This window comes from Bombella mellum (assembly GCF_014048465.1).
GTDB classification, from domain to species: domain Bacteria; phylum Pseudomonadota; class Alphaproteobacteria; order Acetobacterales; family Acetobacteraceae; genus Bombella; species Bombella mellum.
In genome coordinates this window covers 56,802-73,917 of sequence record NZ_PDLY01000006.1, presented here as the reverse complement: position 1 = coordinate 73,917, position 17,116 = coordinate 56,802, and the positions used below count along the sequence as shown (strand labels likewise).

The following is a 17,116-nucleotide window of genomic DNA, read 5'->3' as shown; positions in this document are numbered from 1 at the left end:
AAAAACCACCCACCAACGCGGGGTGGAGCAGCCCGGTAGCTCGTCAGGCTCATAACCTGAAGGTCGTAGGTTCAAATCCTACCCCCGCATCCATCCATATACTCCCCCTCAAATATAAATCAGGTCGGTACCCACAAGGTGGGCTCTAGGTCTTTTTGTAGCTAGACAGGCAAGGAAAAGACGCATCCCAAAAGATGCGCCTTTCTATATCGACCAATCAGATCAGAGTGACAACCGTCTTGATGTTTCCCTTGGTGGCATTGGCGTAAGGGCAGACGAACTCCGTCTTCTTCACCAGTTCGGCAGCCTTTGTGCGATCCATGCCCGGAAGAGACACTTCAATGGCCACTTCAAGGCCGAAACCGCCATCCGAGCGGGGACCGATGCCAACAGTCGTCTGGACATGTGTATCAGCAGGGATGTTGATCTTCTCTTCGCCAGCAACAAACTTCATGGCACCGAGGAAACAGGCTGAATAACCGGCTGCAAAAAGCTGTTCCGGATTGTTGCCCTGGCCATTTCCGCCCATCTCTTTGGGTACACCAAGAGCAACACGGAAGCTGCCATCGGTGGTCTCGGCAGAACCATCACGACCACCAGTTGCCCGGGCTGTGGTCTTATAAACAACATTGATGGACATAAACGCACTCCCGGCCCGAATAGTACGGGCCTTTTTTGTAGGGTTCTCAGATGTTCCGCAGCTTTTACTGTAGCTGGCAGAACGTCCATTTCAGAGATGGGGTGCATGACTGAACAGACAAAGGGGCTGAGGCATATTTTTATGCCTCAGCCCCTTTTGACGTCTGAAAAACTGCTGCTGTTCAGTCGATCCTGTCAGTAGCGTCCGTAAGGCTCGGCGTGCTGACAGGCAGGTCCGCCAGAATGGCAATGTCGTTGCCACAGCTGAGGACAGCTGCCTTTTCTGCGGGGGTCAGTCGTGTCAGGGCTTCTTCCAGCGTGCTGCTCTCCTTCAGTTTCAGAGAGCCTGTCAGCAATGGAACGGAAATGGGATCACCTGCCTTGCGGGGGGCTGGCAGGGTAGCCAGATGGGCATGTCTCAGTTCCGTATTGCTGCGTAGCGCATGGAAGGCTTCAACAATGACAGGATGGGGATGGTCCCGCTCCTCATGTGCTTTCTGGATGATGGCTGGGGGAGCCGTTTCCTCAGGAATGAGAAGAAGACCGGCCTTACGGGCCATCTGGCCAATCCGGCTGCTGCTTGTGAAACCGACCAAAGGAATGGCCAGCAGAAGGCCGATCAGGACAGGCAGCATCCAGAGAAACAGGGACAGGGATACGGACCAGGCAGCAACACTCAGGATGAGACCGAACAGGCTGTAGAACCAGTATTTCCGGATGGTGTCTGCCCAGGGCAGGCTGCCATCATCACGGTTCTGCGCTTTCCAGCCAGAATCCCGGCCTGACAGGATGGAAATGATGGCCGATGTCTGGATCAGCATGGCAATGGGAGCGATGAGGGCACCAATCAGTGTCTCTAGAAGAATGGACCAGCCAAGCCGTATCACGCCCCCCGCCTGCTCCCGTTCCCTGCGGTCAAGACATGTGGCAAGGAAGGCCAGAGCCTTGGGGGCCAGAAGAACGATCATGGTCTGGATGAAGACCAGCCGGGCCAGAACAGGGTCCACATGCGGCCAGTGCGGATAGAGACTGCGCTGCGTGCTGAAATATTCAGGGTGATAGAAATGGGCCTGAAGGGCAATGAGAATGCCGAACAGCAGGAACAGCAGCCAGAGTGGGGACATGATGTAAGAACCGATGCCCACCAGCATGTGGGACCGGCTGACCCAGTGCATCCCCTTGGTGAAGAGGATGCGGGCATGCTGAAGATTCCCCTGGCACCAGCGGCGGTCCCGCACGGCAATGTCCGTCAGGGAAGGCGGGCTTTCCTCATAGGAGCCACTCAGGCCGGGAACCATGTGGATGGCCCAGCCACCCCGGCGCATCAGGGCGGCTTCAATGAAGTCATGGCTCAGGATATGCCCGCCAAAAGGTGGTTTGCCGGGTAGGTGGGGCAGGCCCGCCTGCTCGGCAAAGGCCTGCGTGCGGATGATGGCATTGTGTCCCCAGTAATTGCCCTCGGATCCATGCCACCAGGCAATGCCCTGTGCAATCAGTGGTCCATAGACACGTCCGGCAAACTGCTGCATCCGGGCGAAGAGTGTCTGCCCGCCCACGATGACAGGCAGGCTCTGGATGAGGCCTACCTGCTCATGCTGTTCCATGGCGGCTGCCATACGGACGATCAGTCCGCCATCCATCAGGCTGTCCGCATCTAGGGTAAGCATGGCCGGATAGGCCCCGCCGAAACGGGTCACCCAGTCGCCGATATTCCCCGCCTTGCGGTCCGTGTTCCTGAAACGGCGGCGATAGAACAGATGCCGACGGGCGTAGTCCTGTCTGTGCAGGTCAAGGACAGCCTGTTCTTCCTGCACCCAGATGTCCGGGTCTGTCGTGTCGGAGAGGATGAAGATGTCGAAATGGTCGCCCCGCCCTGTCTCCTGAAGGCTCCTGAGCATGGCCCGGAGGTTGATCATCACCCGCTGGGGCGGTTCATTGTAGGTGGGAAGCAGGATGGCCGTCTTGCCCCTCAGCTCCGGCAGAGGGCCGGTACGGCGGATGCCAAGTCCTAGCCCGCCATGACGCAGCATGGCCCAGAACCCGCCCATCGCTGACGCACAGGAGAGGGAAATCCAGAAGCTCAGGATGCTGAACAGCCCCAGCATGATCATCCCCAGCGTGCTCGTCCCCAGAGAGTTGAAGACGGCATTGATCTTCATCACGCTGTAGCCGGTCAGGAGAAAAGCCGTTCCGAACACGGCCAGCCGCCGCAGCCAGAGCAGGCCCGGTGTCGTGGGCAGCCGCCAGAAGGACCGGCCATGACGGTCCGGTGCCTTGTGGAGGTCCTGCACGGGCATGGCCAGTGGTGCTTCAGGAGGGAGGAAGGACGCCTGCCGGGAATGTTGTGGGCTTGTCATCTGTTTCATGGGGTCCAGCGATAGAGCCATGTCTCGGAAACAGGCCCCTGTGCATTGGCCAGCTGGACCTGAAGTTCGCAGAGCTTCGCCGTCCCGGGTGTCAGCTGGAAGAAGGCACGGATGCCGTTGATTTCCGGGTTGGGCATCAGCGTGGTGGTCTCGATCGTGCCAGCCGATGTCTGGGCAATGAGATGGTAGGCCGTGTCATTGGGCAGGGAGCGGAACGGCTCGCCATCAAAATCCAGCACGAACTGGACCTTCTCAGGGTGGTCCGTCACAGCCCCGACACGGGTGTCATGAATGCGGGCCAGATGGGTGGGCCACGGCGTGTCCCAGCCCCAGTACATGCGGTAGGTGAAGTTGTAGCTCTGGCCAGCCTTCATCGGTTTCTGGGGCCGCCAGAAGGAGACGATGTTGTCGTTGACCTCACTGGGAGTTGGAATTTCCACCAGATTGACGCTGCCCTCACCCCAGTTGCCGACAGGCTCCACCCAGAGGGAGGGCCGCTTTTCATAATGCAGGGCGAGGTCCTCATAGTCATGGAAGGACCGTTTGCGCTGCATCAGCCCGTAGCCATAAGGCCCGGCATCACTGAAGGAAGACAGCTGGAGGTCGGTCGGGTTGGTCAGGGGGCGGTAGATGTTCTGTCCGGCCCCGGTCCATATCTGGAGGGCCTCGCTGTCATGGGCGGCAGGCCGCCAGTCATTGACATGCGTCCGGTCATTGGCATCGAAATAATACATGCCCGTCAGGGGGGCGATGCCACCCGCCGTGATGTCGACACGGGGAAAGAACGAGGACTGGACATCAAACAGGGTCGTCTCACCCGGCCGGATGGTGAAGCGGAAGGCCCCCGTCAGGGAGGGGCTGTCCATCAGGGCGTGGAGCACGAGCGACTGGCTGCCCGCCGCAGGTTTTTCCAGCCAGAAGGCCCGGAAAACAGGGAATTCCTCTCCTGTCGGAGTACCGGTGTCCTTGGCGAACCCGCGGGCGGAGAGACCGTAGCTCTGCCCTTTCGCCACGGCCCGGAAGTAGGAGGCACCGAGAAAAACGGCACATTCCTCCATGACACCCGGGTGGTTGAGGGCATGGCGGATGCGCAGCCCGGAAAAGCCCGTCTCGGTACTGGCATTCAGCGCGGCGTCCCGGCTGCTGAACATGTCTGCCGTGCAGGGTACGGGATGGGCCGCCCCGTTCTCGACCTCAAAGACATCGACCTTCTGTTTGTAAAGATAGCCTCGGGGGAAGAATTCGACATCAAAGGCAAGATGGTCCTGCCCCCAGAGCGTTTTTTCTGCGTTGAACTGGATGGATGAAAACTGGTCAAATGTCATGTGGGCCAGAGCATCAGGCAGGTCCTTCTGGGGCGGCTGATAGCTCCTGCTGGCCAGTCCCTGGGCCAGAGACCGGACAGTGCTGTCATCAAAACGTGTCGGAGCCACGTCTACCGTCTGTGCCCTCAGGGAGCGTCCTCCCGTCAGGGTCAGTCCCGCTCCCAGCCCCAGACCCGCTTTTACAAGTTCACGACGATAAATTTTCATAATGAGATTTAAAAACCCTGTCAGTCTGTAATGTGGACCCTGTCTAACCCGCCATCGAAGGGCGGGGGAATGGTATTTTCATGGCAGGCTACATTAAAAAAATGTAGTTTCTGTCCGTCAAGGCCAACCTATTCTTACCACAGGCTTTCCCATGAAGGAATCTGTGCGGCCATCTGGCTGACATCTTTTGCCCTGGGAGGGGATGGCAGGGTGGGAACATGATGGAGGGACCGGGTCTGTCCCAGCCGTTCCAGCGTCAGGCTGTTCTGGGGGGACTCCGGCCCGTTGGTGATGAAGCCGAGGACAGGAATCTGACGCCGGTACAGGGCTTCTAGGCTGAGCAGCGTGTGGTTGAGCGTTCCCAGCCCGCTGCGTGTGACCAGAATGACGGGCAGGCCCAGCCGGGCGATGAGGTCGATCATCAGCATGGTGTCCGTGAGGGGGACCATGAGGCCACCCGCTCCTTCCACGATCAGCGGAGCATGAGGGGCCTCTGGCAGGGCGAGTCGTTCAGGTTCCAGCGTCACGCCTTCCAGCAGACCGGCCGCAGCCGGTGCTAGGGGGGCCTGAAAGGCATGGGCCGGGGGCAGGAAATGCCCGTCTGGCAGGCCGGTCAGACGCTGGACTGTGGGTGTATCCCCTTCCTCTTCGGCCAGGCCGGTCTGGAAGGGCTTCCAGTACGTGCCCCGCCACGCTTTCGTCAGGATGGCACTGGTGAGCGTCTTGCCGATGCCGGTATCCGTCCCGGTGACGAAGACGCCTTTCGGAGCCGCCTGTGGCAGAGGAGAAGGGGGGCAGAGCAGCATGGTGGTCAGTGTCCTTTCTGGAAGGAGCCGAAGGCGGCCTGATAGGTCACATGGTCGAAATGGCCGTCAAAATGGCGCATGGCCCTGCGCAGGCCCAGGGTCGGCTGATGCCCGTTTTTCGGCAGGGATGCCCCGATCATGCGCAGCCCCTTCAGGAAGTGCCGGGCCGAGGGGGCGGGGTCATGGAGCGGGCAGGCGTCCCATTGGCCATGTCCTCCCGGTGGCCAGTCCTGCTGAAGCTGCGTGAGGGTGGGATAGTCCGGCACGCCACAGGGAATGGCGGCGGCTTCACAGCTCTCCTGCCATTCATGCAGGCTGCCCGCCAGCAGGGTGCTGACCATCAGTCGGCCGCCGGGCCGCAGGAGAGCCACAAGGTCACGGAAGGCCCCGGCCCGGTCCTCGAACCATTGCAGGCAGAGGCTGGAGGTGATGAGGTCGAACCCTTCACCCGTTTCATCCTGTGGTCGGGGATGTTCCCCATCCATGACATAGAGATGCACGGTCGCTGGCAGAGGAGCCAGAGTCCGGCGGACCCTGTCTAGCATGGCGGGGGCCAGGTCGGTCAGGTGAAGTTCAGCCTGCGGGTAAGTGGTCATCAGCTCACGGCTCAGAAGGCCGGTTCCGCAGCCGAATTCCAGAATCCGGCGGGGCGGGTGCAGGAGAGGGCTCTGGCGGATGCGCCCGGCCAGCATCCGGGCACACTGTTTCTGGATGAAGGCCGCCTGTTCATAGTCGTGGGCGGCATCAAAGCGGGCGGCAATGTCGGTCCTGCGGTGGGATGTCATGCCGGAGGAGCGTCCCTGATGATGCGCCTGAGAAGGATGGCGCAGTCCTGCGGGTGTGTGAGGGGCAGAAGATGCCCGCCGGGCAGGCTGATGCCACTGGTTTCGGGGCCCAGCCCGTTTCTGGCAGGAGAGAGCGGGTCATCCGGGCTGTGCAGGCTGTGGAGCCGCCCTTTCCAGCGGGGCAGGAGGGGGCGGTGGTCCATCCCGGCCAGTGCGGCAAGACCGGTTTTCAGGGTTTCGTGGTCCAGCGTGGTGGGGAGAACGGGGTCGGTCTCTCCACACATCTGGCGGAACTGGTGCAGGACATCCCGTGGCTGACGGTCCAGTTGCCGAATCATGCGGTGAAGGATGCGTTCCGGCACACCGTCCGGGAAATCCCCGTCTCTGGTGAAGCGGGCAAAGCCGTTGATGCTGATGAGGCCAAGGCAGTGCGGTGCTTCCAGAGCCAGCAGGGAACAGGCCCCGGCGGAATGGCCCACGGCCCAGAAGGGAGTTTCCGGCAGGTCTGGCCGTGTCGCCGCTCCGAAATAGCCCGCATCAGCACAGACATGCCGGAACTCCGGCAGATGCTGCCGCAGTGGTGTCCAGAAGCTGGCGTCATAACCCCAGCCATGCAGGAAATGGAGCGTCATCATCGGGGCGTCACACTCCGCAGGCTGTCCAGCAGGGCGTCGCCGAGCTGGTCTATGGTGGTGGCGGAAAGGCGGCTTTCCAGAGCGATCCGCAGGCGGGCCGTGCCGGGCGGGACGGTGGGCGGGCGTATGGCAATGCTGAGGAATCCCTTTTCCTCCAGAGAGCGGGCGACATGCAGGGCCGTTTCACTGTCTCCGATCATGACCGGAATGATCTGCGTGCTGGAGGGGCCTGTTTTCCAGCCTGCATCATTCAGTCGCTGGCGCAGACGGCTGGCCTGATGCTGGAGATGCAGGCGTTCAGCCTCCAGTGAAGGGACGATCTCAAGGGCGGCATCCAGTGCCCCGAGGCAGGCAGGGGGCAGGGCCGTGCTGTAAATCAAGCCGGAGGCCTGATTGACCAGATAGTCGCAGAGTGCCCGACTTCCCGTCACGAAGGCTCCCATTCCACCTAGGGCCTTGCTGGCCGTGCTCATGGTGATGTCCGCCAGCCCGTTGGACAGGCCGCACCCACCCGGCCCCAGAACGGCGGTGGCATGGGCTTCATCAACGTAAAGGAAAGCCCCGTGACGGTCTGCCAGTGCCCGCAGGGCGGGGATGTCGGCCCGGTCTCCATCCATGGAGAAGACAGTCTCGGTGATGATGAATTTCAGGCCCTTCTGGTCGGCATGGCGGTCCAGCAGGGTTTCCAGATGGGCAAGATCGTTATGATGGAAGCGCACCTGCCGCAGCCCGGCTGCCAGACAGCCATGATGCAGGCTGGCATGGTTCAGGCGGTCCATGAAGAGGATGGCCGGATGGCCCGTCTGCTGGCGGGACAGGTGGCTGAGGGCGGGGAGCAGGGACGCATTGGCCTGCCATCCGCTGGCGAACAGCAGGGCCGCCTCGCTTTTCTTGAAGCGGGCCAGTTTTTCTTCCAGCTGCGTGTGCAGGGGCAGGGTACCGCTGACAAGGCGGGAGGCCCGTGCGCCCGTGCCGTACCGTTCTGTCCAGTCTGCCGCCCTCTGGCGCAGCAGGGGATGGTCCGCAAGGCCGAGATAGTCGTTGGAGGTGACGTCAACCAGCTTCCGGCCCTGACGGAGCAGAGAGCCGCCCTGCCGTTCCATGGGGACAAGATGGCGGCGGGTATGCTGGCGGTCCCGCTCATGAAGGGCTGCCTGAAGGGCGGACTGGAGGGCGTTCATCCCAGATGGTCCTTCAGGACATGATGGATGCTGCCGGTCAGTCTGCTCAGTTCATCGGGCGTGATGGTGAAGGCGGGCGTGAGATAGACGATGCGCCGGAAGGGACGGACCCAGACGCCCTTTTCGATGAAGGCCCGCTTGAGGGCCTCCGGGTCATTCAGCGTTTCCAGCTCCACGACACCGATGGCACCCAGAACACGGACATCCCTGACGCCGGGCAGGGAGCGGCAGGGTTCCAGCTCTGCTGCCATCTGGGCACTGATGGACCGGACCTGTTCCAGCCGTGGCTCCTGATCGAACAGGTCCAGCGAGGCATTGGCCACGGCACAGGCCAGTGGATTGGCCATGAAGGTCGGGCCATGCATGAGGGCATGGAGCGGATCATCCGAGAGGAAGGCCTCGAACACGTGTTTCCGGGCAATGGTGGCGGCGAGGGGCATGGTGCCGCCTGTCAGGGCCTTGGACAGGGTGATGATGTCCGGCGTGATCCCGGCCTGTTCGCAGGCGAAAAATGTCCCCGTCCGGCCGAACCCGGTGAAGATTTCATCAATGATGAGCAGGATGCCGTGGTCATCGCAGAGACGGCGGAGATGACGGAGGGTTTCCTGCCCGTGGAAGAGCATCCCGCCCGCCCCCTGCACGAGGGGTTCGGTGATGATGGCGGCGATCTCGTGGCTCCGCTCGGAGAGAAGGGTCTCCAGTGCCGCCAGCGTCCCAGGCGTGGTGGGGAGGTCGGCAATGATCTGCGGTGTCAGGGCTTCTCCGAACAGACGGTGCATCCCTTCTTCCGGGTCGCAGACGGCCATCATGGCCAGCGTGTCCCCGTGATACCCGCCCCGGAAGGAGAGCAGCCTGTGCCGTCCTTCCCGCCCCTGGTTGAGCTGGTACTGGATGGCCATCTTGGCTGCCACTTCCATCGCCACGGATCCTGAATCGGTGAAGAAGACCCGCTCCAGATCGCCGGGCAGCCGGTCTGACAGACGCCGGGCCAGTGTCATGGCGGGCTGGTGGACCATCCCGCCGAACATGACATGTGGCATCGTCTCGGCCTGCCGGACGAGGGCCTGCCGGATATGGGGATGGTTGTAGCCGTGGCAGGCCGTCCACCATGAGGCGATGCCATCAACAAGGGTCCGTCCATCCGCAAGGGTGATGGTGCTGCCAGAGGTGGAGGTGGCCTCCACCGGTATGGGGGCGGTCCGCATCTGGCTGTAGGGCAGCCAGAGATGGGGGAGGGTGCTGGCAGTGGTCATGATGATGTGTCCGTCTGACAGTCAGGAGATCGTGAGGAGGTTCACTATCGGACCCGCAATGTCCCGTAAAGGCGGAATGGCATCAAGGTCCGGGGAGATGGCAGGAGGAGTTTACAAAAATCTGACTTGACGAGCGCATTCCTGTTTCTGGAAAAAGAAACTGGCCGGACCCCTCTGATGGCACTGTCCGGGGGCCGGGTATCTGCGGGCCTGAGACGAAAGGCCCTGACGTGTAGTTCTGTCAGCCCTGCCCGCACGTCATCGTGGCGGGGTGTTCTGGAGAAATGGAGAGACCATGCTGAAAGTTCGTGGCCTGATGGCTGCCATGATCGTGCCTTTTCTGGCTGTTACTGCCTGTACGACACCGGGTCAGGAATCACGTCCCGATGTCTATGACCAGTCACAGGTCAACACGGTGCAGCGGGGCCGGGCCGTGCAGATCATTTCCGTGTCCGCAGCGAAGGTGAATGTTGACAATGCCCGCAACAAGAAGACGGCGGAGATTGTCGGCGGCGTTCTGGGGGCGGCTCTTGGCAGTGGTCTGTCCGTGGGTGCCGGTCATGCCGGCTGGCTCGGTGGCCTGGCAGCCGGTGCTGGTGGCGGTGGTGTTGGTGCGCTGGCCGGTGGGCAGATCGTCCGTGGTCACACGCTCGTTGATGGCGTGACGATTGCCTATCAGGACCGGGCTGGCGGAGATGTCCTGCTGTCCACGCAGGTGGGCCGGACATGTGAATACAAGCCGGGAACCGCCCTGCTGGTTTCCACGGGTGATAACGGGACCCGTGTCCAGCCGAATGCGGCCTGCCCGACGAGAGGTTAACTGACGGCTTTTTGCTGAAAAGCAGGAGGGGTGAGATGGGGGGGATTTCTGAGAGGTACGTCGGGCTGGTGTGTCTGATGCTGGGCGTGGGTGGTTTCGGGAGCATGATGTCCGTGGCTCATGCCCAGACGACGGACCCTGCCCAGCTTGATGCGCTGGCCCGGGTTCAGGACAGCCAGGACCAGCGGCGTGCTGCCCTGGAGGCAGCCCAGCAGCAGCTCATGCGGCAGCAGGCCATGCAGCAGCCTCCCCCCCAGAGACAGGAGACCCAGCGCAGGCAGGTTTCGGGTGGTACGGTCTCCCGTACCGTATCTGAGCGCAGCAGCCAGGGTCAGACGGACGGAGCGGATGACCGGCGGGACAAGTTGGAGCAGGAGCTGAAGGACCAGCAGCTCCGGCTTGAGCTGATCCAGAAAGAAACCCAGCTGGCCCAGCAGCAGGCCGAGTTTGCACAGAAGCGTGCCGAGTTTGCCCAGCAGCAGGCCGGGGTGGGGGGAGCCGCCGCCCAGCAGGGAGGAGCGAAGCCCTCCGGGCAGCAGGCATCGTCCAGGCCGGGCCTGCTGCCCCAGATCATGCAGCTGAATCAGACCCTGCATACCCTGTTCTCCAAGGGAGGCACGCAGGCCGACCCTCCCGCCGCTTACTGAGTGTTTCGGAGGCAGGGGATGTCGTGACGTCGCCTGATGGTGTGCGGCGGCATGGTGCCCATGTTCCGGGGACCTGAGCAGCATCACTGGTGGGGGTAAAGTGACTGACAGGCTGGTGAAGAGCCGGGTTCTGTGGTCTAAAGACCCGTGATTGACTGAAACGGTTCAGGGACGAACGGCTATGGGACGAGGCATGAAGGCAGGACGGTTGCTGGGAGGACTGTGTGGCCTGACGCTTCTGCTGGGGGCATCCGCCCGGGCGGCGTCAGGGCCGTTCGGAGGGGTCGGTGCCCTGCCGGAACGGTACCAGGATTGGCAGGTCGTCTGCCAGCCGAAGGATGGGGCGGAGAGCCAGCACATGCAGTGCTTCGCCCGGCAGCAGGCACTGGACACCCACACCCACAGCCGGGTCATGAGCATCCGTCTGGAACCGGATGGCGTGCAGGTGCGGGGGCTGGCCACCGTTCCTTTCGGGCTGGACCTCGTCCGTGGTCTGACCCTGACCAATGCGTCCCAGCCGGTGGGCGACAGCTATTCCTTCTCCACCTGCCTGCCGACAGGCTGCCTTGTTCCCCTGTCTTTTGATGACCAGCAGTGGAGTAGCCTGCTGAAGGAGAAGAAAGCCGTCTTCACGGCCATGACGTTCTCCGGCCAGCCGATGAAGCTCTTCTTCTCGACGAGAGGGTTGGCTCAGGCTCTCCAGCGTGTCCGTGTCCTGACGCAGCAGTGAGCGGCAGGGCAAGGTTCCGCCTCGGCTCCGGGGCGGGAATGTCTGTCCGTCGTCATGTGCCGCAGAACGTGTAGCTGACTTCTTCTTCCGGGCGTGGCGGAATGTCCAGCCCGTCATCCTTTTCTGCAAAAGGCGTTTTCAGGGCCTCGTGCAGGGCGTGGAAAGGCTGGTAATTGCCTTTCATGGCCTGTGACAGGACGGCCTCCACCTGATGGTTCCGGGGAATGATGCGGGGATTGGTGGTCTGCATGGCCTGCTGGCGGGCCTCGGCGGAGCGTTTTTCAAGCGTCAGGCGGTGGAGGATTTCGGTCCGGCACAGGTCGAAATGTCCCCTGTTGCCGGGGAACAGCTCCCGCAGGGCTGCATGGTCACCCCTGATCGCCACATCAGGAGAGCCGAGCATCCGGAATGCGTTGGTGAAGTCCGCTTTCCCCGTGTGCATGGTTTCCAGGATGTGTTCCAGAAGGCGGATGTCGTGCTCGTCCTGCTCTTCCAGCCCGAGCTTGCGGCGGAAACCGGCCAGCCAGTAATGGTGGAAGAGGCTGTCATATTCGTGCAGGGCTTCCTGTGCCTGTTCTATGGCCCGGTTCTCGTCCTCATCGAAGAGCGGGAAGAGGCATTCCGCCAGCCTGCCGAGATTCCAGAGGGCCAGGGCGGGCTGGCGGCCATAGGCGTAGCGGCTTTCCCTGTCGATGAAGCTGAAGCATTTCATCGGGTCGAAACGGTCCATGAAGGCACAGGGGCCGTAATCCAGGGTCTCTCCGGAAAGGGCGCAGTTGTCCGTGTTCATCACGCCGTGGATGAAACCGACCTCCATCCAGCGGGCCACCAGCCGGGCCTGACGTCTGATGACGGTTTTCAGCAGGGCCAGATGGCGGCCCGGCCCTTCGTCCGAAAGCTCGGGGAAGAGACGCTGGATGGTGAAATCGGACAGCTGCCGGACGTGATCCAGCCCGCCATGAACGGCGGCATACTGGAAGCTGCCGACCCGTATATGGCTGCGGGCCACCCTGACGACCAGTGCGCCGGGGACGGGGCCGCTGTCCCGTTCGACCGTCTCGCCCGTGGTCAGCACGGCCAGTGCCCTCGTGGTGGGTATGTCGAGGGCGTGCATGGCCTCGCTGACGAGATACTCCCTCAGGGCCGGGCCTGCCGTGTTCCTGCCATCCCCGCTGCGTGAGAAGGGGGTGGGGCCTGTCCCCTTGATCTGCACCTCCATGACGTGACCGTCAGCCGTCGGGCAGTCTGCGATGAGGGCGGCCCGGCCATCCCCCAGGGACGGAACGAAATGACCGAACTGATGCCCCGCATAGGCCGTGGCGACAGGCCCCCGGGGACCGCCATCCGCCTGCTCCTCCAGCAGCCCGCGGGACAGGAAGGTCACCCCGGCGGGGGAATGCAGCCAGTCCACGTCCAGTCCCAGCTGGTGGGCCAGAGGGACGTTCAGGGTGACGATCTGAGGAGCAGGAAAGGCCGCCGGCCTGATGGTACGATGGAAGAAATCAGGCAGGGATGTTGCGTAGCGGGGCGGAACAGGCATGAAGCGGCTTTCTGGTGTCGATTGTGAGGGTCCGGCTCTGGGCAGCCAATTTTTCTTTCTTCCAGATGGGGAGATGGTGGGGGGAATGGAAGAGGGAAAAAGGGGGCGCACCGATGATGGCCGCCCCCGGACGGGACAGGAAGAGACAGGGCGGAATGCCTTCAGGCTGAACAAAAAGTCAGGGCCAATCTCGTCCTGTGCCCTTGCTGTGGGTTGTAACTGCTTATAGATTTCTGCATGACATACCATGAATGGGGTATTAATTCCTGAGGCCCCGATGCGGATGACGAGACAAGATAAGGATATTCTGTGGAGAACCAGCCTCCAACTGGCAAACAGTCTTCCGGGCACGATGCTGGAGGCCGTGAGTCCAACGCCCCCGGGGCGGAGCGCAACAGTGCAGGATCGACCCCGCATCGGGTGAATCCCGTCTACATCCGTCTGCGTGCCACCATGGCCGCCGCCCGCTATCATGGGATCGAGCTGGACATACGGGATTTTGCCGCAGAACCGGGTGAGGCGTCTCCATCGCCCGCCACCCTTGTCCGCTGGCTGAGAGATTTCGGGGCCGTCGCCAAGGGGATGCGCCTGCGCTGGCGTTATCTTGTCAAGCTGGGTTACACGCCGCCCGTCGTGCTGCTGTTCCGTGACGGGTCTGCCGGCCTGCTGATCCGTACCGATCCGGAAAAGGGCATCGTCTGGCTGCGTGACCCCCTCAAGGGCGAGGGGGAGCCTCCCGTTCCGATCGACGAGCTTAGGCTGATGCAGCTCTGGACGGGTGATGTCGTCCTCATCAAGAAGCGCAGTGATGAATCCGAGGCGGACGCCAATTTTGATTTCTACTGGTTCGCCAAGATGGTCCTGCGGGAGAAGCAGGGCCTGCGGGACATCGTCTTCTCGTCCATGGTCCTGAGCGTGCTGGGCTTGTTCCCGGCCATGATCGTCATGCAGGTGGTGGACAGGGTCGTCAACTATCACTCCATGGCCACCCTCGTGTCCCTGACGGGGTTCGTCGTCATCCTCAGCCTTTATGAAATCCTGCTGACCTATGCCCGGCAGGAGCTGACGCTGGTGGTCACCACCCGGCTGGATGCCCGCATTTCCCTCCATGCCTTCAACCGTCTTCTGGCCCTGCCGCTGGAATTCTATGAACGGCAGCAGGCCGGTGAGGTGCTGGGGCGGTTCAACTCCATCTTCAAGGTGCGTGACTTCATGACCGGGCAGGTGCTGAACACCCTGCTGGACATGTTCATGCTGATGGTCGTCATGCCGGTGCTGTTCTACATGAGTTCCACTTTGGCGTGGCTGACCCTGGTCGCCGCCGGAGCGATCGGTCTGATCGTGGTCATCATGCTGCCTGTGGTCAGCCGCGTGGCGGGCAAGATGGTCCGTGCCGAGATGCAGCGTGGGGCCACCCTGTATGAGACCGTGGCCGGCATCAGGACGGTCAAGACGTTGGCTCTCGAGAACACCCGCCGGGCTGAATGGGACAACCGCACGGCCGTCGTCATTCATTGGCGTCTGGCCTCCCAGCGTCTGGCCAACTGGGTCAGCACGATGGTCCAGCCGCTCAACATGTTCATCAACCGGGGCATCATCCTTGTCGGTGCCTATCTGGTGCTGACGGATTCAAGCTCCATGCAGGGCGGTGCGCTCATGGCCTTCATGATGCTGGGTGGCCGGGTGGCCTCGCCGCTGGTCAGTCTGGCCAAGATCATGGAATCCCTCAATGAAGTGACCGTCTCCTTGGGTGAAGCCGGTGAGGTGCTGAACCAGCCGACGGAAACCTATGCCCTCACCCACGGCATGCGTCCGCCCATCAAGGGGGCACTGAGCTTCAGCAACATCAACTTCACCTATCCCGGTGCCTCCACCCGTGCCCTGTCAGACGTGAATTTCGACGTTCCTGCCGGAACCATGCTGGGGCTCGTGGGGCGTTCGGGATCCGGCAAATCGACCATCACCCGTCTTCTTCAGGGGGTCAGCCGGGATTATCAGGGGTATCTGCGTCTTGACGGGGTCGACCTGAGGGAAATCAACCTGCATTATCTGCGTCGTTCCTTTGGCGTGGTGCTTCAGGACAACTTCCTTTTCCGTGGGACCATCCATGACAACATCACGGCAGGCCGTCCCGGCCTGACGCTGGATGACGTCATCCGGGCCGCCCGTCTGGCCGGAGCCGAGGAATTCATCGAGCGTATGCCGGCCGGTTACGAGACATGGATCGAGGAAGGTTCGACCAACATTTCCGGCGGGCAGAGGCAGCGTCTGGCCATTGCCCGTGCCGTGATCTCCGATCCGAAGCTCATGATCCTGGATGAGGCCACCTCGGCTCTCGATCCGGAATCCGAGGCCTTGGTCAATGCCAACCTCAAGAATCTGGCCAAGGGCCGCACCATGGTGATCGTGTCGCACCGCCTGTCCTCGCTGGTTGACTGTGACCAGATCGCCGTGATGGAGCAGGGGCGTGCCATCGACATCGCTCCCCATGCCGTTCTTCTGGAACGCTGCGACGTGTACCGGACCCTGTGGCTCCAGCAGAACCGTCATCTTGAGCAGACAGCGCAGCCACCTCAACCCCCACAGCCGCCGATCCCGCTCAATGTCCGGCCCGTTGATCAGGGAGACCAGTCCGGCAAAGGGCGGCCCGGAGGAGGACAGAAGTGATGCGTGAGAGAAAAGAGCCAAGCACCGGACCCGCAAAGCCTGCCAGACAGGAGACCCCTCAGCAGGGCGAGCAGGTGCTGGAGGACGGGGACAACCTGAAGGGGCCACGCAAGGCTGACGATCCCTTCGCTCCCAATGACATGCCCGTGGCCCTGCTGGAGTTCCATTCTCCCACGCTGGGGATGGTCAACCTGCCCATGACGGCCTCGGCCCGCTACATCACGTGGCTCATCGGGTCACTCGTGCTGGCCAGCGTGCTGGCGATGGCCCTCTTCCCTCTCAACAAGGTCGTGACGGTCACGGGGCGGATTATTTCGACGGCTCCGATCGTGGTCGTGCAGCCTGTCGCCCCCGGGAAGGTCAAGTCCATCAACGTGTCCGTCGGGCAGTATGTCCGCAAGGGGCAGGTGCTGGTCCGGCTTGATCCGACGCTGAGTGACGTGGACATGGAGAACCTGTCCGCCCAGATGGAATCCCAGCAGGCGGAAGTGGCCCGGCTCAAGGCGCAGGCGGCTGATGTCGACTATCATGCGGACATGAACGTTCCTGCCTCCATTCAGGAAGAGCAGCTGTTCCTCCAGATGAAGGCGGACTATCAGGCCCACATCCAGGATTTTGACCGCCGCATCGCCGGGATGCAGAACGACCTCCAGGCGGCCCGTGGAAGTGCCGCCATGTATGCCAGCAAGCTGAGGGTCACCCAGGCCGTGCTGGACATGAGGGAGCGTGAGCAGAAGGAAGAGGTGGGGTCACGCCTGTCCACCCTCGGGGCACAGGATGCCCTGATGGATACGGAGCGGGCACTGATCTCTGCCCAGCAGACGGCTGGCGGGACACAGAACCGTCTTGATGCCCTCCGTGCCCTGCGGGAGAGCTATGTCCAGAGCTGGAAGACGAAGGTGTACGGCATGCTCGTGACGGGGCAGAGGCGGCTGGACCAGCTGAGAAGCGAGTATCGCAAGGGGCGTGTGCAGCAGAAGGAGATCGACCTGCGGGCACCGGCTGATGGCGTCGTGCTGACGGTCGCTCCCATTTCCGTCGGGGCGATGGTGGCCCCGACCCTGCGCGTGGTGACGCTGGAGCCGACGGCAAGCGGGCTGGAGGTGGAAGCCATCATGAGTCCGCAGGACAGTGCCTATGTGCGGCAGGGCCATCATGCCATCATCAAGTTCTCCAGCTTCCCCTATGCCCAGTATGGCGGGGCGGAGGGCACGGTCCATCTCATCAGTGCGGACACGTTCCTGCCACCGGAGATGGTCGAAGGAAACATTAGGGCCGGGATTGACCCGTCAGCCATCCTCAAGGAGGGCAACTCCGTTCTTTTCTATCGTGTCAGGCTGAAAATTGACAAATATACCCTGCATGGTCAGCCGTCTTTCTTCCATCCCAGCGCAGGTATGCCTGTGACGGCTGATATTGATGTTGGCAAGCGGACAATCCTGAACTACCTGTTCAGTCGTGCGGTGCCGGCGGCAACAGAGGGCATGAGAGAGCCTTCCTGAGACGAAGGATCCG

The 17,116-nt window shown here is 62.1% G+C and carries 14 protein-coding genes and 1 tRNA gene; 6 read left to right on the top strand and 9 right to left on the bottom strand.

From position 1 onward, the window contains the following. Positions 1–16: 16 nt before the first annotated feature. A tRNA-Met gene (locus CPA56_RS09060) sits at positions 17–93 on the top strand. A 124-nt stretch (positions 94–217) separates the two neighbouring features. Here the strand turns inward: CPA56_RS09060 and CPA56_RS09055 are convergent. The 8 genes from CPA56_RS09055 to CPA56_RS09020 all read right to left on the bottom strand — a co-directional run bounded on the left by CPA56_RS09055 (position 218) and on the right by CPA56_RS09020 (position 9,197). Beyond that, the gene (locus CPA56_RS09055; protein WP_182041690.1) at positions 218–640 is read right to left on the bottom strand and encodes an organic hydroperoxide resistance protein; all 423 of its coding nucleotides are present in this window, start codon (positions 638–640) and stop codon (positions 218–220) included. Positions 641–821: 181 nt separating this feature from the next. Next, entirely contained in the window at positions 822–3,005 is a 2,184-nt protein-coding gene (gene mdoH, locus CPA56_RS09050) for a glucans biosynthesis glucosyltransferase MdoH (protein WP_407645678.1), read from the bottom strand. Then, entirely contained in the window at positions 3,002–4,537 is a 1,536-nt protein-coding gene (locus CPA56_RS09045) for a glucan biosynthesis protein (RefSeq protein ID WP_182041688.1), read from the bottom strand. Before CPA56_RS09045 ends, mdoH begins: the two co-directional genes overlap by 4 nt. A gap of 134 nt (positions 4,538–4,671) precedes the next feature. Further along, complete coding sequence (bioD, locus tag CPA56_RS09040; protein WP_182041687.1) at positions 4,672–5,343, bottom strand: dethiobiotin synthase; 672 nt, start codon at positions 5,341–5,343, stop codon at positions 4,672–4,674. A gap of 5 nt (positions 5,344–5,348) precedes the next feature. Next, on the bottom strand, positions 5,349–6,128 hold the full coding sequence (locus tag CPA56_RS09035) for a methyltransferase (protein WP_182041686.1): 780 nt from the start codon (positions 6,126–6,128) through the stop codon (positions 5,349–5,351). Next, positions 6,125–6,763, bottom strand: a complete 639-nt coding sequence (locus CPA56_RS09030) for an alpha/beta fold hydrolase (RefSeq protein WP_229707581.1) — start codon at positions 6,761–6,763, stop codon at positions 6,125–6,127. The genes CPA56_RS09035 and CPA56_RS09030 overlap by 4 nt, the downstream gene beginning before the upstream one ends. Further along, on the bottom strand, positions 6,760–7,944 hold the full coding sequence (locus CPA56_RS09025) for an aminotransferase class I/II-fold pyridoxal phosphate-dependent enzyme (protein ID WP_182041685.1): 1,185 nt from the start codon (positions 7,942–7,944) through the stop codon (positions 6,760–6,762). The genes CPA56_RS09030 and CPA56_RS09025 overlap by 4 nt, the downstream gene beginning before the upstream one ends. Continuing rightward, positions 7,941–9,197 carry an adenosylmethionine--8-amino-7-oxononanoate transaminase gene (locus CPA56_RS09020; RefSeq protein ID WP_182041684.1) on the bottom strand — a complete coding sequence of 419 codons (1,257 nt, stop codon included), beginning with the start codon at positions 9,195–9,197 and terminating at the stop codon, positions 7,941–7,943. The genes CPA56_RS09025 and CPA56_RS09020 overlap by 4 nt, the downstream gene beginning before the upstream one ends. 295 nt (positions 9,198–9,492) lie before the next feature. On the opposite strand from CPA56_RS09020, the gene CPA56_RS09015 reads away from it, so the two are divergent. The 3 genes from CPA56_RS09015 to CPA56_RS09005 all read left to right on the top strand — a co-directional run bounded on the left by CPA56_RS09015 (position 9,493) and on the right by CPA56_RS09005 (position 11,394). Continuing rightward, entirely contained in the window at positions 9,493–10,017 is a 525-nt protein-coding gene (locus CPA56_RS09015; protein ID WP_182041683.1) for a hypothetical protein, read from the top strand. A 35-nt stretch (positions 10,018–10,052) separates the two neighbouring features. Next, positions 10,053–10,664 carry a hypothetical protein gene (locus tag CPA56_RS09010; protein WP_182041682.1) on the top strand — a complete coding sequence of 204 codons (612 nt, stop codon included), beginning with the start codon at positions 10,053–10,055 and terminating at the stop codon, positions 10,662–10,664. A 193-nt stretch (positions 10,665–10,857) separates the two neighbouring features. Then, entirely contained in the window at positions 10,858–11,394 is a 537-nt protein-coding gene (locus CPA56_RS09005; protein WP_182041681.1) for an invasion associated locus B family protein, read from the top strand. A gap of 52 nt (positions 11,395–11,446) precedes the next feature. On the opposite strand, the gene CPA56_RS09000 is transcribed toward CPA56_RS09005, so the two are convergent. Continuing rightward, positions 11,447–12,934, bottom strand: a complete 1,488-nt coding sequence (locus tag CPA56_RS09000) for a protein adenylyltransferase SelO (RefSeq protein ID WP_182041680.1) — start codon at positions 12,932–12,934, stop codon at positions 11,447–11,449. 453 nt (positions 12,935–13,387) lie between these two features. Here CPA56_RS09000 and CPA56_RS08995 point away from each other — a divergent pair, with 453 nt between their 5' ends. Further along, positions 13,388–15,601 (top strand): peptidase domain-containing ABC transporter, encoded by a 2,214-nt coding sequence (locus CPA56_RS08995; RefSeq protein WP_182041697.1) that lies wholly within the window; start codon positions 13,388–13,390, stop codon positions 15,599–15,601. Beyond that, positions 15,601–17,103 (top strand): HlyD family type I secretion periplasmic adaptor subunit, encoded by a 1,503-nt coding sequence (locus CPA56_RS08990; RefSeq protein ID WP_182041679.1) that lies wholly within the window; start codon positions 15,601–15,603, stop codon positions 17,101–17,103. Before CPA56_RS08995 ends, CPA56_RS08990 begins: the two co-directional genes overlap by 1 nt. The last annotated feature ends 13 nt before the right edge of the window (positions 17,104–17,116 follow it).